The organism is Chryseobacterium defluvii (assembly GCF_003634775.1).
In the GTDB taxonomy this organism is placed as follows: Bacteria; Bacteroidota; Bacteroidia; order Flavobacteriales; family Weeksellaceae; genus Chryseobacterium; species Chryseobacterium defluvii.
This window is the reverse complement of the sequence record NZ_RBXB01000001.1, coordinates 81,763-104,990: the sequence shown is the minus strand read 5'-3', so window position 1 is coordinate 104,990 and position 23,228 is coordinate 81,763. Positions and strand designations below refer to the sequence as shown.

23 protein-coding genes and 1 tRNA gene are annotated in these 23,228 nt (G+C 35.7%); 7 read left to right on the top strand and 17 right to left on the bottom strand.

Annotation, left to right across the window (positions count from 1 at the left end; translation table 11 throughout):
- Positions 1 to 293 precede the first annotated feature (293 nt).
- The 11 genes from BCF58_RS00490 to BCF58_RS00440 all read right to left on the bottom strand — a co-directional run bounded on the left by BCF58_RS00490 (position 294) and on the right by BCF58_RS00440 (position 10,728).
- Positions 294 to 369: transfer RNA gene (locus BCF58_RS00490), tRNA-His, on the bottom strand.
- Positions 370 to 404: 35 nt separating this feature from the next.
- A complete protein-coding gene (gene bshB1, locus BCF58_RS00485) occupies positions 405 to 1,124 on the bottom strand; it encodes a bacillithiol biosynthesis deacetylase BshB1 (RefSeq protein ID WP_121459854.1) in 720 nt (239 codons plus the stop codon).
- 82 nt (positions 1,125 to 1,206) lie between these two features.
- Complete coding sequence (locus BCF58_RS00480; RefSeq protein ID WP_121459853.1) at positions 1,207 to 2,853, bottom strand: tetratricopeptide repeat protein; 1,647 nt, start codon at positions 2,851 to 2,853, stop codon at positions 1,207 to 1,209.
- Positions 2,854 to 2,942: 89 nt separating this feature from the next.
- Complete coding sequence (locus BCF58_RS00475) at positions 2,943 to 3,809, bottom strand: PstS family phosphate ABC transporter substrate-binding protein (RefSeq protein ID WP_121459852.1); 867 nt, start codon at positions 3,807 to 3,809, stop codon at positions 2,943 to 2,945.
- The gene (locus BCF58_RS00470; protein ID WP_394337655.1) at positions 3,799 to 3,996 is read right to left on the bottom strand and encodes a C4-dicarboxylate ABC transporter; all 198 of its coding nucleotides are present in this window, start codon (positions 3,994 to 3,996) and stop codon (positions 3,799 to 3,801) included. Before BCF58_RS00470 ends, BCF58_RS00475 begins: the two co-directional genes overlap by 11 nt.
- Positions 3,997 to 4,068: 72 nt before the next feature.
- Positions 4,069 to 4,908, bottom strand: a complete 840-nt coding sequence (locus BCF58_RS00465; protein ID WP_121459850.1) for an energy transducer TonB — start codon at positions 4,906 to 4,908, stop codon at positions 4,069 to 4,071.
- A gap of 23 nt (positions 4,909 to 4,931) precedes the next feature.
- Complete coding sequence (locus BCF58_RS00460) at positions 4,932 to 5,486, bottom strand: ExbD/TolR family protein (protein ID WP_121459849.1); 555 nt, start codon at positions 5,484 to 5,486, stop codon at positions 4,932 to 4,934.
- A 9-nt stretch (positions 5,487 to 5,495) separates the two neighbouring features.
- Positions 5,496 to 6,101 (bottom strand): ExbD/TolR family protein, encoded by a 606-nt coding sequence (locus BCF58_RS00455; RefSeq protein ID WP_121459848.1) that lies wholly within the window; start codon positions 6,099 to 6,101, stop codon positions 5,496 to 5,498.
- 67 nt (positions 6,102 to 6,168) lie between these two features.
- Positions 6,169 to 7,035, bottom strand: coding sequence for a MotA/TolQ/ExbB proton channel family protein (locus BCF58_RS00450; RefSeq protein ID WP_121459847.1), 867 nt, complete (start codon positions 7,033 to 7,035; stop codon positions 6,169 to 6,171).
- Positions 7,036 to 7,276: 241 nt separating this feature from the next.
- Positions 7,277 to 10,090: a leucine--tRNA ligase gene (leuS, locus tag BCF58_RS00445; RefSeq protein ID WP_121459846.1), complete on the bottom strand. Its 2,814-nt coding sequence runs from the start codon at positions 10,088 to 10,090 to the stop codon at positions 7,277 to 7,279.
- 164 nt (positions 10,091 to 10,254) lie between these two features.
- Positions 10,255 to 10,728: a lipocalin-like domain-containing protein gene (locus BCF58_RS00440; protein WP_121459845.1), complete on the bottom strand. Its 474-nt coding sequence runs from the start codon at positions 10,726 to 10,728 to the stop codon at positions 10,255 to 10,257.
- A 198-nt stretch (positions 10,729 to 10,926) separates the two neighbouring features.
- Here BCF58_RS00440 and BCF58_RS00435 point away from each other — a divergent pair, with 198 nt between their 5' ends.
- Genes BCF58_RS00435 through BCF58_RS00425 form a run of 3 tightly spaced genes read left to right on the top strand, consistent with a single transcriptional unit; the run spans position 10,927 to position 13,309 of the window.
- Complete coding sequence (locus BCF58_RS00435; protein WP_121459844.1) at positions 10,927 to 11,904, top strand: acyltransferase family protein; 978 nt, start codon at positions 10,927 to 10,929, stop codon at positions 11,902 to 11,904.
- Positions 11,905 to 11,927: 23 nt separating this feature from the next.
- On the top strand, positions 11,928 to 12,683 hold the full coding sequence (locus tag BCF58_RS00430) for a glycosyltransferase family 2 protein (RefSeq protein WP_121459843.1): 756 nt from the start codon (positions 11,928 to 11,930) through the stop codon (positions 12,681 to 12,683).
- A complete protein-coding gene (locus tag BCF58_RS00425) occupies positions 12,683 to 13,309 on the top strand; it encodes a deoxyuridine 5'-triphosphate nucleotidohydrolase (protein WP_121459842.1) in 627 nt (208 codons plus the stop codon). The genes BCF58_RS00430 and BCF58_RS00425 overlap by 1 nt, the downstream gene beginning before the upstream one ends.
- On the opposite strand, the gene BCF58_RS00420 is transcribed toward BCF58_RS00425, so the two are convergent.
- From BCF58_RS00420 to BCF58_RS00400, 5 genes are all read right to left on the bottom strand, one after another.
- Positions 13,301 to 14,533 (bottom strand): 3-deoxy-D-manno-octulosonic acid transferase, encoded by a 1,233-nt coding sequence (locus BCF58_RS00420; protein ID WP_121459841.1) that lies wholly within the window; start codon positions 14,531 to 14,533, stop codon positions 13,301 to 13,303. The two genes, BCF58_RS00425 and BCF58_RS00420, sit on opposite strands and share 9 nt — an antisense overlap.
- Positions 14,534 to 14,539: 6 nt before the next feature.
- Positions 14,540 to 14,884, bottom strand: coding sequence for a cupin domain-containing protein (locus BCF58_RS00415; RefSeq protein WP_121459840.1), 345 nt, complete (start codon positions 14,882 to 14,884; stop codon positions 14,540 to 14,542).
- 6 nt (positions 14,885 to 14,890) lie between these two features.
- Positions 14,891 to 15,355 carry a DUF1648 domain-containing protein gene (locus BCF58_RS00410; protein WP_121459839.1) on the bottom strand — a complete coding sequence of 155 codons (465 nt, stop codon included), beginning with the start codon at positions 15,353 to 15,355 and terminating at the stop codon, positions 14,891 to 14,893.
- Between the two features lie 2 nt (positions 15,356 to 15,357).
- A complete protein-coding gene (locus tag BCF58_RS00405; RefSeq protein ID WP_121459838.1) occupies positions 15,358 to 16,074 on the bottom strand; it encodes a C40 family peptidase in 717 nt (238 codons plus the stop codon).
- An 86-nt stretch (positions 16,075 to 16,160) separates the two neighbouring features.
- A complete protein-coding gene (locus BCF58_RS00400; RefSeq protein ID WP_121459837.1) occupies positions 16,161 to 16,808 on the bottom strand; it encodes an O-methyltransferase in 648 nt (215 codons plus the stop codon).
- 144 nt (positions 16,809 to 16,952) lie between these two features.
- Between BCF58_RS00400 and BCF58_RS17305 the strand changes: the two genes are divergently transcribed.
- Positions 16,953 to 17,096, top strand: coding sequence for a hypothetical protein (locus BCF58_RS17305; RefSeq protein WP_170148954.1), 144 nt, complete (start codon positions 16,953 to 16,955; stop codon positions 17,094 to 17,096).
- A gap of 56 nt (positions 17,097 to 17,152) precedes the next feature.
- Here BCF58_RS17305 and BCF58_RS00395 read toward each other — a convergent pair whose 3' ends face one another.
- The gene (locus BCF58_RS00395) at positions 17,153 to 17,986 is read right to left on the bottom strand and encodes an OmpA family protein (protein ID WP_121459836.1); all 834 of its coding nucleotides are present in this window, start codon (positions 17,984 to 17,986) and stop codon (positions 17,153 to 17,155) included.
- Between the two features lie 87 nt (positions 17,987 to 18,073).
- Between BCF58_RS00395 and tilS the strand changes: the two genes are divergently transcribed.
- The 3 genes from tilS to BCF58_RS00380 all read left to right on the top strand — a co-directional run bounded on the left by tilS (position 18,074) and on the right by BCF58_RS00380 (position 23,214).
- Entirely contained in the window at positions 18,074 to 19,411 is a 1,338-nt protein-coding gene (gene tilS / locus BCF58_RS00390) for a tRNA lysidine(34) synthetase TilS (protein ID WP_121459835.1), read from the top strand.
- Position 19,412: 1 nt separating this feature from the next.
- Positions 19,413 to 21,479 (top strand): protein-disulfide reductase DsbD family protein, encoded by a 2,067-nt coding sequence (locus BCF58_RS00385; protein ID WP_121460999.1) that lies wholly within the window; start codon positions 19,413 to 19,415, stop codon positions 21,477 to 21,479.
- 163 nt (positions 21,480 to 21,642) lie between these two features.
- Positions 21,643 to 23,214, top strand: coding sequence for a T9SS type A sorting domain-containing protein (locus tag BCF58_RS00380; protein ID WP_121459834.1), 1,572 nt, complete (start codon positions 21,643 to 21,645; stop codon positions 23,212 to 23,214).
- Positions 23,215 to 23,228: the final 14 nt, after the last annotated feature.

The following is a 23,228-nucleotide window of genomic DNA, read 5'->3' as shown; positions in this document are numbered from 1 at the left end:
ATATATTTTAAATTTAATAAGAATAGGGATACGAAACAATAATGAAAGCTCTAAATCTTTTCTTTTATTTCTAATCTCCAGATGCGATAAGTCCACTTTGTTTGGTATAAGCTACCTCAAGAAAGTGAAATAACTCTTTATGTCAATCAAACTGTAATTTTTTTGTTAAATATCCTGCCGAATTTACTCAATGAGCATAGTTTCCCATCTGAAATCAGAATAATAATCACAAGAACGGATGAATATAATTGTAATAAAAACAAAAAATCCTGCATAAAAAATGCAGGATTACTGGGTGAATGATGGGTCTCGAACCCACGACCTTCGGAACCACAATCCGACGCTCTAACCAACTGAGCTACAATCACCGTTTTGTGGTTGCAAATATAGGAATAAATTTTAATTTACAAAACAATTCCTTCAAAATTTTTCAATGCTATCAGCTTCTCAGTCGTAAATCCCTCAGCATAAGTTACTCCCGATAGCCTTCCCAAATCCTGAGCTCTGTACGTTAAGCTCTCAAAAAAATCTTTAGTGGCAATTGGCGTTACGGGTTCTTTGGAATCTGGGTCGTAAAACTGGGTTTTAAAGGCCATACAGGCTTCAATCTTTTGATCAAGGTGCTCTGATATATCAATGACGAATTCCGGCTGAATATGTTTCCATTGGATATAGTGAAAAATATGCTTGGGTCTCCATACCTCCTGGTTTTCACCTCCTTCTACTGTTTCTATTTTTCTTAAGCCTGCTAAAAAGCACGCATCCGATACTAATTTTGCGGCTTTTGCATGATCCGGATGCCTGTCATCAATAGCATTAGCTAAAACAATTTCCGGGCGATATTTACGGATCATTTTTACAATTTTCAACTGATACTCTTCCGAGTTCATCAGAAAGCCGTCTTTCATTCCCAAATTCTCTCTTGCGGAGACCCCTAAAATCTTTGCAGAATCAGCGGCTTCCTCTTTTCGGGTTTCCTCAGTACCTCTGGTTCCTAACTCACCTTTTGTAAGATCTACGATGACACATTTCTTTCCTTCCGAAACTAATTTAGCTATAGTTCCGCCGCATCCTAATTCCACATCATCAGGGTGGGCCCCGAATGCAAGTATATCTGTTTTCATATTTTCAAATATAAGACTTAAAATAAAAACTCCCCAAATCTTAATGATTGGGAAGTTAATTATCTATAATTTAAAATATAAATTATTTATTGATTTCTTTATTCAGTTTTACCGCATCTTCATAAGCAGGATCCAACTGTAAAGATTTTGCAACATAGTCTTTTGCTTTTGCAACATCAGAGTCTTTGCTCATATAGGCCACTGCAAAATAAGCATAAGCTAAAGTTTGCTTATTCGCTTCAATCTCTGCAGGTTTTACAGTACTGATGAATTTCTCATAAGCTATTTTTGCAGCATCATTATTACCTGCCTGCTGATAAGAGTATCCTTGGCTATAATAGGCAGGAGCCCAATCAGGAAGTAGAGCAATCATTTTTTGCCATGTTAAAATAGCACCATTCCAGTTCTTAGCATCCTGATAAGCAGTAGCTAGCTTAAATAAAGAATCAGAATCCTGGGCATTTGCAGCCACTTTCTTTTTCAATGCCTCAATTTCAGGAGTCGTTGGTCCTGCGTCTACAGAACCCTGTGTAGCTCCTCCTGCAATATTAGCTAGCTCCATATCCCACTTCATCGTTTCATCTTTCGCTGCTTTTGCAATAGCAATTTTTTGCTGCGCTTCAGAAGTTAATGCAGATTTTTTAGCCGGATCTTTTTCATCTTTAGCTAATCCTGCAGCGATCAAACCTTGTAATCCCTGATCTGCAGGCTGTACTCTTGATTTATCCGCCTGGGAAACGAAAGTATCCATACTTTGTTTAGCTTCAGCATATTTTCCATCAGCATATAACTGATAAGCTCTTAATTTGAACTTAATAGGATCGTTGATTTTATCAAAGATTTTATCTAATACCTGCTTAGAATTTGCATAATCTTCGTTCGTGAAGTATAATTTGGCAATTTCCAATTGTGTATATGGATCTTCATCCGCATACTTTGTATAGTTGATCAAATCCTGAGTCGCTTTAGCGTTTTGCTGATATCTGATATCATAAGCGGCCAATGCTTTGTAAGCCGGCGCATAAGTAGCATCTGCACTAATGGCCTTGTCTATATTTTCTTTAGCAAGTTTCCATTGTTGAGCAGCCATCCATAAAGTTCCCATTCTTGTAAACACAGAAGCTTTGTTCTTAGCAGTTGGCAATGCTTTTTCATAAGCAGTCATGGCGTCACCAGGAAGTTTCTTCAATCTGTAAGCGTCACCTAATGTATAATAATAATTAGCAGGTACGCCTTTTTTCTGAGCCTTTTCAACTGCTTTATTCAAAAACTGAATCGCAAGATCGGGTGCATTATTCTTTTCGAATAATGTTAATGCTTCGGCAGCTCTGAAAAGAACTTCAGCATCTTTTTCCTTAGAATCTGTAACAATTTTTTGAATTTCCGCTACAGCACTCTTGTCTCCTTTTCCTAATTTCACTGCTGCTAATCCAATTTTATTAAGGTAGCTTTTGCTGTCCACACCAAGCCCTTTATTAAAATTCTCTGTAGCAGCTGCAAAGTCCGGTTCTGCTTGTCTTAAGTATGTATTTCCTAAATAAAAATAATTCTCTGCAGTAGGTTCTTTTGCAATCATTTGTGTGAAATTATTTTTTGCCTGCGCAAACTTGTCGCTATCAACACTGTTGATCCCATCCTGTAATGTTTGTGCAACCGCAAAATTGGTAAAAAATACCACTGCCGCTCCAAAAGCAATCTTCTTTACATTCATAATCATTATATCTTTCATTTTATATTTTTCTAAAACTGAATAAATTACACACAATTTTCAGACCAAAATTGTGTATGTTTTGGTTAAAGGTTTAATTTAATATTTTTTTAACGCATTTGTACTTCTCTTTTATACAAATTATATGGCTGTAAGCCTTCTTTTTGAACTATCATTTGTCCTAACTGAGTACATGAATAACGGATAAAACCATTGGCTATGCTGAAGTTTCCTTCACTGGTTAAGAAATATAGAACCCTGGTAAAAGGGTATTTCATTTCACGCAATCCGTCAGCATCCGGATAATACTCTTTACCGCTATCTTCAACAGGTAATATTTTTACCAACTCTCTTAATTTCTCAGAAGTTTTATCATAAGGCCTGCTAAAAGTATTTAATCCGATAACTCCAATTTTATCGGGATACTGATCAAGCTGCTCTATGATATTTTGGTTTCCTGAAATAATGGAAAATTTTAAATCTCTGGGTTGTCTCTGAAGCTTTTCAGCTACAAAATTTAAATTGCTGGAATTGGTTCCATCAAAAATGAAATTTTTGTCTTCGGAGGTTAATCCGTTCTTGATTTCATCCATTGTAATTTTTGTTTTTGAAGAATTTTTTGGGACTACAAAAACAACAGCATCCGCAGCAAATCTGGCCGGCATATATTTCAGGTCAACTTTTTCCTCATAAGCCTTAATCTCATCTTTGGATAAAGATCTGGACATTACAATAAGTTTGGCCTTATTATTTAATAAATCCAAAAAACCAAGATCTTCTTTTTTAGTTTCGACTTTAATATGGGTATCCGGATAATTGATCATATACCCTTCCGTTAAAGCCTGAGTGACACTTTTGAAGGATTCATCCGTAAGAATAGTAAGGTTTCCTTTGCTATAGGTAGGAATATTCTCGTCTTTCTTTTTACACCCTATCAGCATACATATAAAAGAAAGCAATAATAGTTTACTCTTCATTTTTTGTATTTTTTAATTTGGATATTGCCCTGAAAATTCTGAAAACGCCATAAATAATCAGTACAATTCCTAATGGATAGGCAACTGCAGGCTCCAGAACTATGAAAAAGAATTTATAGGTAATGACAACAATACCCAGGATAATATAAAAAAATCCGGTAACTAATGATAACCAATTGAACATCATGTAACAAAAATACCAAAAAAAATAAAAAGAGAAGCATATGCTTCTCTTTTTTAATTGAATTTATAATAATTATTATTCAAAATTCATTACTAAAGGTAATCTAAATCTGGAACGTACAGCCTGTCCATTAATTTTAGCTGGACTCCATTTGTTTCTGATAGATTTAACAGTTCTTATAGCTTCAGCCGTAAAGTCTGAATTTGAGCCCGTAGCCTTAACGTCAGTAATACTTCCGTCTCTCTCTACTACAAAAGTAACCTCACCTTTTACAACACCTTCATCACCATTCATCGCTGAACTATCAAAGTTGTCTTGTACCTTACTTCTAAAGGAATTAATCCCTCCAGGGAATTCAGCAGTTTGTTCTACCTTATCATAAATCTGGGTATCACTTATCTGTGGCTTAACTTCAGCTGTTGATGCCTTATTACCTGTAGAAGGTGGCGGCGGTGGCGGCGTATAAGCCGGAGCTTTCACTCCTTCCTGATTCTGCAAACCAGTTGTTGTTTCCAGCTGCTTTGAAATCGGTGGCGGTGGAGTTTCCACTTTAGGAGCTACTTTAGGTTCAGGAACCACGTTCTGAATCACCTCGATTTTCTCCTCCTCTTTTGGTGGTGGAGGTGGTGGAGGTGGTGCTTCTTCCGGTTGTTCTATAATTTTATCTTCCTGTAGTACATCTACTAAGTTCGCTTCAACTTTGGTTTCTTCTTTTGCATTCATCTGCTTGATCTTCATTACGATGAATGGTGTAGCCACTGCAAGAACGAAAAAAGCTGTACCGATAAGGAAAGATCTAGTAAGCAATCTTGGATAGCTGCTTCTTAAATCGTAGGCACCATACTCCTTATTTCTATGTTCAAATACAATTTCATCTAAAGTAAGATTATCATTGTATATATTTTCATTTGCCATATCTTTTAATATTTATGGTTAAATTACTTTGTTGCCGGAGCTGGTCCAACTTTCTTTTCATAAATAGCTTTTTCCCAAGGCTTCACATCGGTTACCCCATACTGCTCGCTTTTGGTAATGGCCATCTCGTCAAGAATATCAACAAAGTTTTTATATACAGCATCATCAGTTGGCTTGATAATCACAGTGAACTTAGTTTTATCAGCTGCTCTGTTTTTTGCATCCTCAATTACTTTTCTAATTCCTTCTCTGTCGAAAGTAGTTTCATTAAGATTCTGATCTGTCAGCGTCGTATTATCTTGCTGATGCCAGAATATTTTATTATCTCTTCCTAATAATAAAGAAATAGAGTTAGAAAGTTTAATTTCCGTATCTGGTGGTTTCTGGTTTTCTTTCGGTTTTGCCGGAAGCCCCAGATCCATAACGTTTGGTTTACTAAATGTAGTGGTGAACATAAAGAAGGTAATCAATAGAAACCCTAAGTCCACCATCGGAGTCATGTCTACGCGGGTATTCTGCTTTTTCGAACGGACCTTGCCGCCTTTCCCGCCATCCTCTTTTACTTGTACTTCTGCCATTTCTAATAATTATTCAGTTTTACCTTCTTGTGATGTGATCAACCAAAATTTAAGAAAATCGATATCTCTTAAACCTTCAAATAAACTTTTAACTTTTGGATATTCCGTATTCACGTCACCTTTAATAGCTAGTTTATAGTCAGGGTTTATGGCTAAACTCTGCTGAATCCAATCTACCAATTGTTTATTTGTACTGTCCATAGGAACCCCAGGAGCTCCTTTAAATGCTTTTTGCTCATCTTCTGGCAAATCCAAATAACTTTTTAACTGAGTCATTGGAACGCCAATTGCCTGAACTTTTGTAAATGCTACTTTTTCGGCATCAGTAAAGCTAACTCCATATTTTTGCCCCATGTTTTCCAATAACTGAATTCTTTCAGTTCCGTTTTCTACAGGTTGGAAGTAGAATTTACCTCCGGGAGTTACATTTACCGACATTAAGCTAGCGTCCGGCAATATTTTTTCGGATATTGAAGATGGCGGTTTTATTTGTTCCACATCAGGTTTTTTGAACTGAGTGGTCAAGATAAAGAACGTAAGTAGTAGGAAGGCAACGTCACACATTGCCGTCATATCCGTTACTACTCCATGTCTTTTTGGTTTGACTCTCGCCATATTAATTGTAAAATTTTAAATTAAACTTCTTTTTTATCATGCAAATTCCTTGCTAGAAAATGATTTCTTAGTGGAATTCTGCAAAAGACTGCTGGATGCTCATTGCGATCTCATCGATCTTATAAGTTAATCCGTCAATTTTAGAAGTAAAGAAGTTATATAGGATAATAGCGATCGCTGAAGTACCAATACCTAAAGCTGTGTTGATCAAGGCTTCAGAGATACCGATTGATAGAGCTGCAGCATCCGGAGTACCACCTCCAGAACCTAATGCGAAGAATGCTTTGATCATCCCGATTACCGTTCCTAATAGTGCAACTAATGTAGCTACTGTACCCAGAGTAGAAAGAATCATCATGTTCTTTTCTAACATTGGCATTTCAAGAGTAGTAGCTTCTTCAATAGCTTTGTTAAGAGCTACCATTTTTTGTTCTTTATTTAAAGTAGTGTCACTAGCTAAAGCTTTGTACGTTGTAAGACCTTCTTTTACTACGTTACCTACTGAACCTTGTTGTCTGTCGCACTCTTCTAAAGCTTCATCCACTTTGTTCTGGTTTAGAAGGCTTCTGATTTTTAATACGAAGTTATCAAGATTTCCAGATCCTGAAGCTTTTCTAAGAACGAAGAAACGCTCGAAAGAGAAAACGATTACCGTAATCATAAAAGTAATCAAGATTGGTACGATTGGTCCTCCCATGTATACGATTCCCATGAAAGATTCCGGGTGAAGTTCTTTAGACTCCAAATCTGCAAATGCAACTGAAGCAGCGCTAGCTGTCCTTGGATCTGCTTTAAAGTTTCCAGGGTTACCTAACACAAATAGATAAATACATACCCCTATTACTAATAAAATAGGAATAATTAATCCCGGGTTTAACCCTCCTTGCTTTCTAGCAACTACTTGCTCATCATTTTTTGAAACATTCATTTCCATATTTAACTAAATTATATTGTTTTAAATTTTTTACGAGGTGTAAATTAAAGGCAAAATTAATTAAAATGCAAGAGTCTGAAATAAACATTTTAGTTTTTTTTGACAAAGAATTTTTAATACAATTCCGATATTTCAATTATTTTCTCTTTTTTTGGCAATATTCACTAAATTTCAAAAATACGTTAAAAATTTAAAAATATTCAGCCATCATTTTTTTTAATTTACCAATGTTAATTTTTTTTTAAATTACAATATTCACAATTCTTTTAGGAACGACAATGATTTTTTTAGGGGTTTTACCCTCTAAAATCTGTTGCATTTTTTCATCACTTAGCACTAAATCTTCAACTTCTTTAGGTGATAATTGAGCGGAAAGCGATAATTTGAATTTTGTCTTACCATTTACACTTACCGGATACTCAATTTCATCTTCTACCAGGTAAGCTTCATTCAATACCGGGAATTTCTCAAATTCAATAGAGGTGTTGTGACCTAGCAGATTCCAAAGCTCTTCACAGATGTGTGGAGCATAAGGAGAGATGATAACGGCTAAAGGTTCTAAAATATTGCGTTTGTTGCATTTTATTTTTTGCAATTCATTCACAGCGATCATAAATGAAGAAACTGAGGTATTGAAAGAGAAGTTGTCAATATCCGAAACCACCTTCTTTATTAAGGTATGCAGCACTTTGTATTCTTCTTTCGTAGGCTCCTCATCAGATACTTCAAAAACATCTCCGTTGAAATATAAGTTCCAGAATTTTTTAAGGAAGCCATACACCCCACTTAATCCTTGTGTATTCCACGGCTTGGATTGTTCTAATGGGCCCAGGAACATTTCATACAATCTCAATCCGTCTGCACCGTATTCTTCGCAGATGTCATCAGGATTTACTACGTTGTACTTTGACTTGGACATTTTCTCTACTTCACGGCCTGTGATGTATTTCCCATCTTCCAAAATGAATTCGGCATCTGCGTAGTCCGGTCTCCATTGTTTGAAAGCTTCAGTGTCTAATTCATCCGACGTTCCTTTTAATAAGGATACATCAACGTGGATCTGCTGGGTTTGATAATCTTTTGCTAAATTTTTAGATACATATTGATTAGTACCATCAATTCTATAAACAAATGCACTCATTCCTAAGATCATCCCCTGGTTGATCAATTTCTGGAAAGGTTCATTATGATTGATCCAACCTCTGTCCTTTAAGAACATATTCCAGAAACGGGAATACAATAAGTGCCCAGTTGCGTGTTCGCTACCACCGATGTATAAATCTACCTGTCCCCAATAATCTGAAAGACCTTTTGCACAGAATTCCCCGTCATTCTGGGGATCCATATACCTAAGGAAGTACCATGAGCTTCCTGCCCAACCTGGCATAGTAGACAATTCTAGCGGGAAAACCGTTTGCTCATCAATTAAATCTGTAGACACTACTTTTTGGTTGGCTTCATCCCATGCAAAAGTTTTTGCATTTCCTAATGGCGGATCTCCTTCTTCAGTCGGCAAATATTTTTCAACTTCCGGAAGTTCTAACGGCAGAGCTGAAACTGGTAATGTATAAGCCATACCATCCTTATAATATATAGGAACCGGTTCTCCCCAATAACGCTGTCTTGAGAAGATCGCATCTCTTTGCTTATAATTCACCGTTCCGAAACCAATTCCTCTGTTGATGATTTCCTGAATGATTTTTGCTTTTGCATCTTCGTAATTTAATCCATCCAGGAAATCCGAGTTGATACAAACACTGGTTTTGGAATCAAATGACTTTTCCTGAACATCTTCATCAGTTTCAACTACTTTTTTAATTTCCAATCCGAATTTCTTGGCAAATCTGTGATCACGTTCATCATGAGCAGGAACAGCCATTACTGCTCCTGTTCCATACCCCATCAATACGTAATCTGAAATATAAATCGGCATTTTTTCATTACTGAACGGATTAATTGCATAACTTCCGGTGAAAGCACCTGAAACGGTTTTCACATCTGCCAAACGGTCTCTTTCCGTTTTCTTGGAAGTCTCTTCAATATAATTGTCCACTTCTGCTTTTTGAGCTTCGGTAGTGATGGTATCCACTAAAGGGTTTTCCGGAGCCAATACCATAAATGTAGCACCGAAGATTGTATCAGGTCTTGTCGTGAATACTTCAATGATCTCATCATGATTCTCAACATGGAATGTTACCTGTGCTCCCTGGGATTTCCCGATCCAATATTCCTGGGAATCTTTCAATGGCTGTGGCCAGTCTAATGTTGTAAGGCCTTGTAATAATCTTTCTGAATACGCAGAGATTCTCATACTCCACTGCATCATTTTCTTTTGATACACAGGAAATCCTCCTCTCTCCGATTTTCCGTCTTTTACCTCATCGTTTGCTAATACTGTTCCTAAAGCAGGGCACCAGTTTACAGTGGTTTCCGCTCTGTAGGCTAAACGATAATTCAATAAGATATCTTCCTTATCTATATCAGAAGCGTTGTTCCATTCTTCTGCGGTGAAATTTAATTCATCGTTTTGATTGGCATTGATGCCTTCGGTTCCTTTGTCTTCAAAATGTTGAATCAGGGTTTCTATAGATTCTGCCTTATCTGTATTTTTATTGTACCAGGAATGGAACAACTGAATGAAAATCCATTGTGTCCATTTATAATAGGAAGCATCTGAAGTTCTCACCTCTCTGCTCCAGTCGAATGAGAAACCAATTTTTCTTAACTGCTCTTCGTATCTTGTAATGTTTTGCTCAGTAGTAATAGCAGGATGTTGCCCCGTTTGTATGGCATACTGTTCAGCAGGAAGACCAAAGCTATCGTAACCTATCGGGTGCAATACATTAAACCCCTGATGTCTTTTATATCTCGCATAAATATCTGATGCAATATATCCCAGCGGATGCCCAACGTGAAGCCCGGCTCCTGAAGGATACGGAAACATATCGAGAACATAAAATTTGGGTTTATCTGTGTTATTGGAAGTTTTATACGTCTGATTTTCTTCCCAGTATTTCTGCCACTTTTTTTCTATCTGCTGATGATCGTAAAACACTTTATATTTAGATTTTATTTATAATTAATTTATTACCAAAAAAATTGAGGGATTACAAAAATAAAGATTTTAAAAGAAATGGAACTTTAATTTTGAATTAATTCCCTTCAACAAAAAAATCCCATCCGAAGATGAGACCTTTATTTTTTATTACATTCTACTTATTATTGAGGAATCCTCTTTAAAGTATACGTTACAGAATGGTATTCATTAGGATCTGTAGTGTCTTCGATGGTAAGGTTCAATGTCGTTTCATTGAGCGTCATCACCTTTCCGTTATCCGGAGTTACAATCCCCTGATATTTTATCTGGACAGCTTTACTACTCTTATCATACGTATACGTAAAGTTACGCTCAAAAGTTGTATCACATTGTCCCGGAGTTGCACTGTCCCCTTTATCCGTTCTTTTTCCGGTCCCGCCTTCTGCAAATACCCATCTGGATTCTTTCTGACAGGTGGTGTATGTAATTTCATCCGATACACCACTTCCTCCTACAGGAACTGTTGTAACAACCTCTTTTATAGGTTGCCATGTTCCTACAATTGGATACTCAATGGTAGTATTATTGTCATCATCATTACATCCAGTAGCTACAAATAATGATAAACCTGCAAATAGTAATGCTAATTTCTTCATATATCAAATTTTTCAATCGCTAAAATTATAATTTTTTTGATTTATTTAATAGTTTTTTGTGAAAAATTATTTCAAAAACAAATATTTCTGTATATAATCAAATGTTTAATCTTAAAAATCGCTTTATTTATCAAAGATTCCCCACCCATATGCTCCTTATATTTTATTAAAAAAACTATTTTTGTACAAACAATACAAATGCAAGACATAACGAAAAATAATTTTGACTTCCTTCGTGTTCTCCTCGCTTTTATCGTCTTCCTCGGGCATTTAGGAACTTTAAGCGCTTCCAAAGAGCTTAAAATCCTTGAAAACAGCCCGATAGAAATTGCCGTTTTTGGATTTTTCATTGTCAGCGGATTTCTTATTGCAAGAAGCTACGACAGATCATCAAACTTGAAAAGTTATTTAAAAAAGAGAATTAACAGAATTGTTCCCGCTTATTTACTGGTCATCTTTTTGTGTGCAACTTTATTAAGTTTAGTAAGTACCTACTCTTTCACAGAGTATTTCAGTAATACCCAGGTTTACAAATATCTATTCTGGAATTCTTTATTTTTAAATTTTAAGGCACCCTGGCTTCCCGGTGTTTTCGGAAATCAGGCGGTGAATGGGGCATTATGGACACTTAAGGTAGAGATGTGTTATTATTTTTGTGTTCCATTATTATTTTTGTTTTTCGGTAAAAACAATAAATTCAGAAATCTCAGCTTAATAATTATCTATTTTTTATCCCTCGTTTACCTTAATTATTTTGAATCATTGGATAAAATTTCAATGTCCAAACAAATTCCGGGAGTGTTGTGCTATTTTATTCCGGGAATGCTCATCTATTTTAACTTCGAGAAATTCATTAAATATAAGAACGTACTTATTGTTATTGCGCTGATCACAGTATGGATCGATTTGATTTTTGACATAAAATTATTTTCTCCCGCTATGATCGCCATCATTATATTGTACATTGCTTATTCATTTAAATTTTTGAATAACTTCGGAAAATATGGTGATTTTACCTACGGTATTTATATATTTCATTTTCCGATGATCAGGACATTTACTACACTAGGGCTTTTTGCCAATTATAACCCATATATGATGGCTGTAGTTTGTGCATTGCTCGTAATAATAGTAGGAGTTGCCTCATGGCATTTGTATGAAAAAAGATTTTTATAATTTTGCCAAGTAGAAAACACTCAATGAAAGATCTTGTTTCCATTATTACTCCCTGTTATAATTCGGCTGAATTTATAGAAGAAACTATACAATCTGTTCTCAACCAGACCTATGAAAACTGGGAATGGCTGATTACGGACGATCTTTCGAAAGACAATACGGTAGAAATTCTCAGACAATATAATGATCCGAGAATAAAGCTTCAGGTTTTAGAAAAAAATGGCGGTGCAGGAAATGCAAGAAATAAAAGCCTTGAAAGAGCAAAAGGCAGATATATTGCCTTCCTGGATTCTGATGATTTCTGGTACCCTGAATATTTGCAGGTCATGACAGATTATATGCAGGACCACCATGTAGAACTTGTCTATTGCAATTATTCCAGATGTAATGAGCAATTGCAGCCTGTATTAAAAGATTTCCAGGCGGATAAAATTGTTACCTTTTCAAATCTTTTAAAAACCTGCAGGCTGGCTCCGGTTTCTACGATGTATGACACCAAAAGAGTCGGTAAATTTCTATTCCCTATAAAAAGTAAGCGTGAAGACCATGTGATGTGGCTGAATCTGCTTAAAGAAATTCCGGAAGGATATCCTATACCACAGACTCTTGCGAAATACAGAATGCGCGAAAATAGTGTTTCACGGAAGAAAAAGAATATCATTGTAGATCAATACCTGGTTTATAAAGATTTTATGGGATTTTCTACATTGAAATCTTTGTATTATACAGCCAACTGGGCTATGAACGGGTTTATGAAATATTCTAAGATTTTTAATTGATGGAATATTCAAAAGAATTTAAAGCTGCACTCAGTAATTTTTCTTCTATAGAAAAAGACCGTCTTATTTTCAGGTTATTGAAAAAGGATAAGCTCCTGTCTAAAAAATTATATTTTGAGCTTATTGATAAGGAAACCACTGATGATAAACGGGATGCAATGGAAGAAAATATCCGTGAAAAAACACTTTTGGCTTCAAAATATACAGGAAATTCAAAATATTTCCTGAGCATCATCCGGAAAATAAGTGCTGAAATTACGGAACACGTAAAGATCACCACGGATAAATTCGGAGAAGTTTCTCTTAACATTTTACTGATCAACAGCGTTTTAGAAAATAACGGAGACCTCAACAGACAAAGGTTTGATAATGTTTATAAACTGTACATTTACCTCATCAATAAAGTTTTTAAGGCTTTAGTTTTAATTAAAAAACTGGATGAAGATTATTGGCTGGAAATTGATGACCTTTTAAGTGAATTGCATCAAAAAATAAATCATAATCATTATTTGCTGAAGCTTTGTACAAACAACAGCTTAGATCTTAACTGGCTGAAATGTGAAAATATTCCCGACAATCTAGATCTGATTATGAAAGAAATCAAAAATCAGGGATATTTAAGATAGTATTTTCTCCAAAATAAGTTTTGTAGAGTCCGGTTTCTCGTCTACAAACTTTTTAGCATTTTCAGACATCTTTTCAAGGGTTTCCAGATTATTGAGAAGGAAGAATATAAAATCGGCCGCAAGACCTTCTTTTTCAAAAGATTTTCCTCCATCCACAGAAATCAACTCATCTGCTTCCGGATTTTTCCTGTAATGATTCCCAAAGATTACCGGAACACCAAATGTGGCAGCTTCTAAAATATTATGAAGCCCCGCATCATGAAAACCACCTCCCACAACAGCAATATCTGCATAAGAATAAAGTTTTGATAATATACCAATACTATCGATAATTAAGACTCTTGAATTAAAATCATGGATATTATTTTGCTTCACCTCACTATATAACAATGCATCGGGAAGAATCTGTTTCAGGTTTTGAACTCTTTTTAAGTCATGGGGAGCCATAATGATCTTTACATACGGATTACCTTTGACCACTTCTTCGGCAATCTTTTCTTCCGCCTGCCAAGAGCTTCCAAAAACCACCGTTTTTTCATTCCCAATAAATTCTTTAATGAAATCCACATGGTTATCACGCTCTCTTAATTGCTTTACACGGTCAAATCTGGTATCACCTGCTACAGATGAATTTGTAAGGCCTATACTTTTCGCCCATAAGAGAGATTCTTTCGTCTGATGAAAAAACCAGTCTATGTTTTTCTTCAACTGTTTTACAAACCATTTCCCATATGAAGTAAAAAAGGCTTGTCTATCATAAAACAAGGCAGAAATAACATACGTTTTTACATTCTGTTTCTTCAATTCATCCAGAAGATTGTACCAGTAATCATATTTCACCGTAAAAAATAGTTCTGTAGTAAATTGTGAAGTAAATTCCTGAATGGTACTTTTTTTATCAAACGGTAAATAGCAGATCATGTCTGCCAAATGTTTCTTTTTAATCACATTTTCATATCCGGAAGGAGAAAAAAACGTTACCAGAATTTTATGCTGAGGAAGTAGTTCTTTCAATCTTTCTAAAACAGGAAGTCCTTGTTCATATTCTCCCAAGCTGGCTGCATGCATCCAAATCACTTTATCTGATTTTGCAAATGCCGATTTTACCCGATGTAAAGATTGTCTTCTCCCTTCGACACCTTTTTTTGTTTTTTCATTGAACCATGAGAAAACTTTCATTCCGAAAATAAGGAGGTTGATAAAAAGCGTATATAGAAAAGACATGTTCAGCTATTTTATAAGTTCAATTCTGTCGTTATTCGTAGACGGACTGGAAATCACCAGAAATTCGAGGTCACCGGATGCTTCATTGGAAATATAATGTTTTGCCCCGGGCAATATTGAAATACTTTCTCCAGTTTTTACGAAGATTTTTTCATCATTCAGATAAAATACAGCTTCCCCTTTCAAAATATAGAAGAATTGTTCTGCGTACTCATGAAAATGAAGTTTTTCTGAAGTTCCGGAGGGCATTTTCTCCTGCTTTACAGACAGATTTTCAGAGTCTTTTAAGATCCAGCTCTCACATTGATTTCCCCAAATGTAATATTCAGCATTTCCTTTTGAATGTATCATAATCGGTTAAGATTTCTCAGGTTTCCCGCTTTTAATCATAAAAAATATGTTCACCCCAATCACAATAAATAAAAGGCTTAATAAAACAAAGACAGCATTCGTCATTTCTTTCAGTTTCCTTTGAGCAATCCAAATACTTTCCACAATTGTATCTGCTAATAAAAGCAATACGGGAAGCAATATACTATACAAAAGCATCTTTAAATTTTCTTTATTCCGATAACTCTTCGGAACATTCAGTAAAGGAGAGTTGGGATCTCTTGGAATTCCTACAAAAAGTAAAAACATGAAGGTGGCAATAGCAGGTAAAAACCAAATGGCTCTTTTTTCACTTTCTCCGTCTACAGTTCCGTTTACAGCAAAATGAGAAGGTACTATTTCAGGCAACCCTGCATATTCTATCCCTGTGAATATCCAGATGAAAACAAGCAAAAAAATATTTACCGCTAATAATATACTGGAAACCTTCATGATTAAAGCACGTTTTTGATCACTCTTAGTTTATGGGTATGCTTATTCAGCTCTTTATTGAAAATTCCCGTAGAGTCCAACGTATCTATTCTTACTTTTCCGGAAGCATGAATAATCCTATGATTGTCAAGCATAATTCCTACGTGGATAATTTTACCTTCAGCATTTTCAAAAAAAGCCAGGTCTCCCGGCTGGCTTTCTTCGACAAAACTCAAAGGTACGCCTACTTCAGCCTGCTGATAAGTATCTCTGGGAAGCTTTATATTGTGAATTTTATACACCAATTGGGTAAAGCCTGAACAATCCACCGCAAAAAAACTTTTCCCGCCCCATAAGTAAGGAACGTTGATGAATTCTTTCGCCGTTAATGCGATGCTTTCCCGAACATCGTGACTTCTTCTTGATGCTACGGCTGGGAATTCAACTTCGGAACCCATAGAAAGTAAAGTCTTTCCATCGTTCATGATCACGGAAGAAAAATCCTCAGTGATAAGAGTTACTTTTCTGTTGGCTAATTCTTCATCCGTTACAGGTTTTATCTGTTTCGTATCCATCCATCCTTCATAACCATCATAATGCATTTTTATCCTGGTCCAGTTTTTATTTACTTCCAGAATATCTGCACTTTCTCCAAACAAAATTTCCGTAACAATTTCTGCCTTGTCAGAATTTTCAGCACGAACCGGTGCTACCGTAACAATACAAATTCCTTTATTCATTAATGATCTATTAAAAGATTGAATGATTTAAAGATTAAAAAATTAGAGACTGTAAAATCTTAATATTTTAATTTTTAAATCTTTTATTATTTCCTTCTAAGGAAATTTACCCCGTCACGCAAAGGTAAAATAAGATTTTCAAAATCATCATCCTTTGCAATCAAATCATTAAGTTCTTTAATAATCTGAGTTGATTTTTGTTTGGGATTTTCCTCCAAAACTTTTCCGTACCAGAGAACATTGTCAAACATTACCACTGATCCTGATTTTGTTCTGGGTTTAATCAGTTTAAAATATTCTACATAATTTTCCTTATCTGCATCTATAAAAACAAGATCAAAAATTTCATCAGTTTCTTTCAGGAATTCTTTAGCATCCTGTAATCTGAAATTAATTTGTTCGGAATATTCACTTTCAGCAAAATATTTTTGAGGAAGGTAGGCCAAATCTTCATTCACGTCCAGCGTGGTTATTTTTCCGTCTTTAGAAAGTCCTTTTATAAGGCAAAGTGTGGCATATCCTGTAAAAGTGCCTATTTCCAGTATATTTTCAGGTTTCAGTATCTGAGAGATCATTGTTAAAAGTCTTCCCTGCTGATATCCTGAAATCATATGCGGTTGGGTTGTCTTCTGAAAGGTTTCCCTTCTTAATTTTTTCAGGATTTCCGGTTCAGAAGAAGCATGGCTTTCCAGATACCTGTCCATTTCAGGATTCTTTTCTTCAAAAAAACTCATTTGTACTGGTTTTGTTATTCAAATTTAACTAAATATAATGGAACACTAAAAAATGTATTTTGAAAATACCGTAAAAACACGGTGTTTTTTTTCTAGATTAAGTGATATATTTGCAGTACAAATTGAAAACACAAACAACTAATAATGGATGCAAAAAAAACTACCAAACGGAAAATTAAAAGACCTATAGGCAAAAACAGTCTTACTTCCCCTGGAAACAAAACAGAAATATCCAATTCATTTTTTCACAGAATTATTTCTTTACTGAAAAAAGAAGAATTAATTTAATTGAAAAAAATAATCCCGAAGCTTTTCGGGATTATTTTTATTTAGTGGCTGTAAGATTATTTCTTTGGAGCAATATCCATCAGCTTCATGAACTCATCAAGCTTAGGCATAATGATAATTTCCGTTCTTCTGTTTTCAGCTCTTCCGGAAACACTCATATTCGTTGCTTTAGGATTGTACTCGGAACGTCCTCCTGCTGTAATTCTTGAAGGGTCTACCCCAAACTGAGTCTGTAATATTTTTGCAATCGCCGTACCTCTCAATGCAGAAAGATCCCAGTTATCTCTTGGCAGATTAGCAGAGTTTAAAGGCGCGTTATCCGTATTCCCCTCAATCAGTACCGAATATTTATCATAATCATTAATTACTTTTGCTACTTTGCCTAATACATCCTGTGCTGCAGGCAAAACATTGTAATCTCCTGTTTTGTATAGCATTTTATCTGAAAGGGAAATCATAACAACTCCTTTAAGAACTTTCACCTGAACATCTTCATCCGTCACATTATCCAAAGATCTTTTCAGCTTGTTGGATAACGCTAAATTTAAGCTGTCGTTTTTAGCATTGCTGGAAATCAATTGTTTGATATAAGTATTGGAAGCATTGATCTCTCCTACCAATTTATCAATATTAGCCGAACTTTTCCCACTGTTGGCCAAACATGCATCCAAAGAAGATTTCAGAGCATCATGTTGACTTTTTAATAGATTGTTTTCTCCTGACAGGGTAGAGTTCTGGGCTTTTAAATCCTGGATTTCTCTTTGTCTTTCCCCAATATTTTCAATACATTGCTTGTAATTGGTATTCAAAGCATCGTATTGCTTTTTACTGATACAAGATGTCATTCCCAACACCATTGCAGAAACTGCTAAAATTTTAAATATCTTCATAAGTAATCTGTTTTAGACGAATCAAAGTTAGGGAAATTCAATTGAATTATATGGATTATCTTTGCACAAAAGAAATTCTTCACCTCCATGCTGGAAAGAAAAAGTTTCAAAAATCAGTTGAAAAAACTTATCGATTCTCCTGAGAATCACACCTATCTTTTGGCCGTGAGTGGCGGAGCCGATTCTATGGTTTTGGCTTCGTTATTTCTGAGCATAAGAGACAATATGCGAGATATGGGGTTCGGGTTTCAGGTTGCTCACATTAACTATAAACTTCGTGGAGAGGATTCTGACCTTGACCAAAAGGTAGTTCAGGATTTCTGTGAAAAACACCATATTCCATTTCACCTGTACGAAGTTTCAGAAAAAGACCAGAAACCGGAAAATTCTATTCAACTTTGGGCCAGAGAACTTCGGTATGCATTTTTTAGGCAAATTCAGGAAAAAGAAAACCTTGAATTTCTGGCTACCGCTCATCATTTGAACGATCAGCTTGAAACATTCATCATAAACCTTTCAAAAGCATCCGGTATTAATGGGTTATCCGGAATCCCGGTTAATGACAATAGGATTCTACGCCCTCTTTTACCATTTTCAAAAGAGGAAATTTATGAGTTTGCACGAATCAACAATATTGATTATCGTGAAGACTTATCCAACAAAAAAAATGATTATTTAAGAAATAAGATCAGAAATGAAATTGTTCCAAAACTTCTGGAAACCAATGATCATTTTCTTGAAAATTTCAAAAAAAGTATTTCTTACCTGAACCAGACTAAAGATTTTGTTCAGGAACAGATCAGGGAAATAGAAAAAAAACTTTCAACATTTAACCAGAGTCATATTATCTTATCTAAAAAAAAGTTGCAGTTGGAGAGTGATTTCGTACAATTCGAAATTTTAAAAAAATATGGCTTTGACAGAGAAGAAGAGATTCCTAAAATTTTTAAAGCCGAAAACGGGAGTTCTTTTTTTTCCAATGACTTTGAATTGAAAATCGGCAGAGATGAACTGGTTTTCTTCAACAGAAATGTAAAAAGAAAACCCAAAGATGAAATAATTCTGATCGAGGACTTTGATTTTACCGGGGACCAGATCAATATGAACCTAAAAGACATTATTGAAGACATTGAAGAAATCAATAAGACTTTTGAATGGGATTTTGATGCCGATAAACTCCGTTTCCCACTGCAATTAAGGCAGCAGCAGGAAGGAGATATTTTTTATCCTTCGGGATTTTCAGGCAAAAAGAAGGTCTCTAAGTTTTTTAGGGACGAAAAATTATCTATTTTAGCGAAGCAAAAAATCTGGTTGCTGACGGACAGCAACGATAATGTTCTTGGAATTATCCCTTTCAGGCAGGACAGAAGATACGCGAAGGATGAGAAGACGAAATATATTCTCAAAATTTTTAATGAAAAGTAAAATGAAATTCAGAAACTGGTTTTTATTAATCCTGGTATTTTTAGCAACAGGAATCAATGCACAGATAAAAAATCCTGTAAAATTCAAATTCACGATCAACGATTTAGGCAACAATCAGTATGAAGCTGTTTTGAATGCCACTATGGAAAGCGGATGGCATATCTACTCCAAAGATTTACCTCCCGATACCGGAATCCCGACTGAATACAAAGTTTCAGGGCAAAATATAGAACTGATCGGAAAGTTCACGGAAGTTGGTAAAAAACATGAAGAATTCTCCGAAGCTTTCGGGGGTACAATTGTATATTATTCCAATACTGCCGGTTTCAAACAGAAATTCAAATTAAAAGACCCCGCAAAACCTGCCGACGTAACTTCTGAAATTACCTATCAGACTTGTGACGACAGGGTTTGTTTAGCTCCGAATACATTAGAGTTTAATCAAAAAGTGACTCCAAAAGGTGCTCCGGAAGAAACCGATGAAACCAAAACGGAAGTGGCAAAGGATTCGGTAAAATCTGCAGAAGTGACTGTTGTTGCTCCAGCGAATGCAACGGTAACGGTTACAGAAAACTCCCAATTGGATCCAAAACAACTGAAAATTGAAACTTTAGATTTCAAAAAGCCTTTAACGAACTGCGGAACAGCTTCTGAAAAGGTTGATGAAAACTACTGGACGTATTTGTTTTTAGGATTTATCGGAGGATTAATCGCTTTATTAACACCTTGTGTTTTCCCAATGATTCCGCTAACGGTTTCGTTCTTTACCAAAGGAAATAAAAACAAGGCAAAGGGAAAAAGAGACGCTCTTATTTACGGGTTCTTCATCCTTTTGATTTTTGTTTTACTGAGTGTTCCTTTTCATCTGATTGATGGAATTGCAGGAAATGTATTCAACGAAATTTCTACAAGTGTATGGCTGAATATCGTATTCTTCATCATATTCATTTTCTTCGCAGGAAGCTTCTTTGGATATTATGATATTACCTTACCAAGCTCTATAGCGAATAAATCTTCTAAAGCAGAGGAAGCCGGCGGAATGATCGGTATTTTCTTTATGGCATTAACGTTGGTCATCGTTTCTTTCTCTTGTACGGGTCCTATTTTAGGAAGCTTATTAGGAAGTGCGGTTACAGGTTCTGCCAATGTACCGATGCTGCTTACTTTTGCGTTGGCAGGATTCGGATTGGCCTGGGCTATTGTTTTTGGATTATTAGCTTTATTCCCGCAAGCTTTACAAAGTCTTCCGAAATCCGGAGGATGGATGAATACGGTAAAAGTGGTTCTTGGTTTTGTGGAACTGGCTTTAGCTTTAAAATTCTTATCAAAGGCTGATCTTGTTTCTAAAACATTCTTATTGAAAAGAGAACTCTTCATTGTGATCTGGATTATCATTGCCATTGGATTGGCTTTGTATTTATTCGGATTAATAAGATTTCCGCATGATGACAAGAAGCCGAAAATTTCTATCACAAGAAAGATCTTGGGAGCTTTGGGAATTGGTTTTGTAATCTATCTGATCCAGGGATTAATTCCTTCAGACAGACCGAAACTGCAATTATTAAGTGGAATTCTGCCCCCATTGAATGTGAGCTATTTTCACGATGAAAAAGATGGTATTTTGGGAATGCATCCTGAGCATGATTTCTTTAAAGCTATCGCTATTGCTAAACAGGAAAACAAACCCATTCTTATAGACTTCACGGGATACGGTTGCGAAAACTGTAGGAAAATGGAGGAATTTGTCTGGAGCGAGCCGGACATCCTTCCTATCCTTCAAAATGATGTGGTGTTGGCTTCCCTTTATGTTGATGACAAGGAAGAGCTCCCTGAAGAGCAAAAAACTAAAATTGATTTAGGAGACGGACAGGTAAAGAAAGTGAAAACAATCGGTGACAGATGGAGCTTGTTCCAACAGGTGAATTTCAATAATAATTCCCAACCACACTATGTTCTTGTAACTCCAGACGGAAAAGTGATCAATACTCCGGTTTCCGGGTACATGCCTAAAGAAGATTTCAAGAAATTCTTAGAATGCGGAGTGAATTATTACAAGCAGAATAAATAATCCTTTTATTTAAAAATATTTCCAAGCCTTGCCTTTCCGGTAAGGCTTTTTTTACACTTATTAGAAAAACATATACACTTACTAAATTAATTATCAATGAATATCTTTTTTTAATAATTTTAAGAATAGTGTCTAAGTAACTAACAATCATATAACATCAATAATGAAATATTTAAAATCTATTCTTTTAATTTTATTGCTCTCATCCGTTGCAAAATCTCAGATTCCGACTATCCAATGGCAAAAATCTTTTGGGGGATCAAATAACGAAACGGCAAAATCTATTGTACAAACTCCGGACGGAGGATACATCACTGCTGGATTTTCAAAATCTTCTGATGGAAATGCAACGATAAATCAGGGAGATAATGATTTCTGGGTAGTGAAAATGGATGCTTTAGGAACTTTTCAGTGGCAAAAGTCTCTTGGCGGATCTGGCGACGATCAGGCAAACTCCATCTGTACTACCTCAGACGGAGGATATGTTGTCGCAGGATTCTCCAATTCCTCTAATGGAGACATTACCCTGAACAAAGGATCTTCAGATTACTGGATTGTAAAACTAAATGCACTCGGAAATATAGTCTGGCAAAAAACATATGGTGGCCAAGCTCAAGACATTGCAACCTCTGTGAAGCAAACTACCGACGGAGGATATATTGTAACTGGATATTCGAGTTCAAGCAATGGAGACATTACCGGAAACCACGGTCAAAACACAACCGATTACTGGGTAGTAAAATTAGACTCTTCAGGAAATTTGCAATGGCAAAAAGCTCTTGGTGGAACCAGTAATGAAAGAGCTTTTGAAATTCAGCAGACCAGTGACGGAGGTTATATTGTATCGGGAGACACCTACTCTTCAAACAGCGGAGACATATCTAGTACCGCCTTCGGATCAGGACGAGATTTTTGGATCGTAAAACTCGGAAGTACAGGTAATATTACATGGGAAAAACGTTTCGGAGGTTCCGGAGAAGATAATGCTTATTCCATAAGTCAAACTTCAGACAGCGGTTACATTGTATCGGGTACTACTACTTCTATCAATGGAAATATAAGTTTTAATAACGGACAAGGAGATTTCTGGATTATTAAGCTGGATGCATTAGGTAATCTACAATGGGAAAAAGCTCTGGGAAGCCTTACTTATGATCAGGCTTATTCAGTAAAGCAAACACCGGACGGAAACTATATCGCTACAGGATACCTCTCTTCAAATACTGGAGTTGCCGAATCTGAGCCTTTAGCTTCCACACAATATTGGATAGTAAAATTAGACACTTTAGGAAACTTATTATGGCATAAATCATATGGCGGAAGTGGAAATGAGGCAGCTTATAGCATTATTTCTACCACGGATGGTGGATTAGCTGTAGCAGGATATTCAAACACAAATCCCAATAGCGGGGATGTTACCGGAAACCATGGACAATTTGATTTTTGGATTTTAAAGTTAAGCGGATCTAAAGAATTAGGAACCATGGAGAATAATGCTTCTGAAAAACCAATATTGTATCCCAACCCGACAAAAGATTTTGTCTATATCAATCACCTTCCGAAACAAAGCATAGTGACTATTTTTGATACTGTAGGAAGAATAGTTTTCAGCAAAAAATATTCTCAGAAAAGTATTTCCATTGAAACCTCAGCATTTGCAAACGGAGTGTATATCATTCAAATTGACAATGAAGAAAAAAATATTCTTTCTGAAAAATTAATTATCAGAAAATAAATTCCATATTCTTA

Coding starts and splice junctions, on each gene's coding strand:
- bshB1 (WP_121459854.1), bottom strand. CDS start 1,124: ATGAAAACAGATATACTTGCATTCGGGGCCCACCCTGATGATGTGGAA.
- BCF58_RS00480 (WP_121459853.1), bottom strand. CDS start 2,853: ATGAAAGATATAATGATTATGAATGTAAAGAAGATTGCTTTTGGAGCG.
- BCF58_RS00475 (WP_121459852.1), bottom strand. CDS start 3,809: ATGAAGAGTAAACTATTATTGCTTTCTTTTATATGTATGCTGATAGGG.
- BCF58_RS00470 (WP_394337655.1), bottom strand. CDS start 3,996: ATGATGTTCAATTGGTTATCATTAGTTACCGGATTTTTTTATATTATC.
- BCF58_RS00465 (WP_121459850.1), bottom strand. CDS start 4,908: ATGGCAAATGAAAATATATACAATGATAATCTTACTTTAGATGAAATT.
- BCF58_RS00460 (WP_121459849.1), bottom strand. CDS start 5,486: ATGGCAGAAGTACAAGTAAAAGAGGATGGCGGGAAAGGCGGCAAGGTC.
- BCF58_RS00455 (WP_121459848.1), bottom strand. CDS start 6,101: ATGGCGAGAGTCAAACCAAAAAGACATGGAGTAGTAACGGATATGACG.
- BCF58_RS00450 (WP_121459847.1), bottom strand. CDS start 7,035: ATGGAAATGAATGTTTCAAAAAATGATGAGCAAGTAGTTGCTAGAAAG.
- BCF58_RS00440 (WP_121459845.1), bottom strand. CDS start 10,728: ATGAAGAAATTAGCATTACTATTTGCAGGTTTATCATTATTTGTAGCT.
- BCF58_RS00435 (WP_121459844.1), top strand. CDS start 10,927: ATGCAAGACATAACGAAAAATAATTTTGACTTCCTTCGTGTTCTCCTC.
- BCF58_RS00430 (WP_121459843.1), top strand. CDS start 11,928: ATGAAAGATCTTGTTTCCATTATTACTCCCTGTTATAATTCGGCTGAA.
- BCF58_RS00425 (WP_121459842.1), top strand. CDS start 12,683: ATGGAATATTCAAAAGAATTTAAAGCTGCACTCAGTAATTTTTCTTCT.
- BCF58_RS00420 (WP_121459841.1), bottom strand. CDS start 14,533: ATGTCTTTTCTATATACGCTTTTTATCAACCTCCTTATTTTCGGAATG.
- BCF58_RS00415 (WP_121459840.1), bottom strand. CDS start 14,884: ATGATACATTCAAAAGGAAATGCTGAATATTACATTTGGGGAAATCAA.
- BCF58_RS00410 (WP_121459839.1), bottom strand. CDS start 15,355: ATGAAGGTTTCCAGTATATTATTAGCGGTAAATATTTTTTTGCTTGTT.
- BCF58_RS00405 (WP_121459838.1), bottom strand. CDS start 16,074: ATGAATAAAGGAATTTGTATTGTTACGGTAGCACCGGTTCGTGCTGAA.
- BCF58_RS00400 (WP_121459837.1), bottom strand. CDS start 16,808: ATGAGTTTTTTTGAAGAAAAGAATCCTGAAATGGACAGGTATCTGGAA.
- BCF58_RS17305 (WP_170148954.1), top strand. CDS start 16,953: ATGGATGCAAAAAAAACTACCAAACGGAAAATTAAAAGACCTATAGGC.
- BCF58_RS00395 (WP_121459836.1), bottom strand. CDS start 17,986: ATGAAGATATTTAAAATTTTAGCAGTTTCTGCAATGGTGTTGGGAATG.
- tilS (WP_121459835.1), top strand. CDS start 18,074: ATGCTGGAAAGAAAAAGTTTCAAAAATCAGTTGAAAAAACTTATCGAT.
- BCF58_RS00385 (WP_121460999.1), top strand. CDS start 19,413: ATGAAATTCAGAAACTGGTTTTTATTAATCCTGGTATTTTTAGCAACA.
- BCF58_RS00380 (WP_121459834.1), top strand. CDS start 21,643: ATGAAATATTTAAAATCTATTCTTTTAATTTTATTGCTCTCATCCGTT.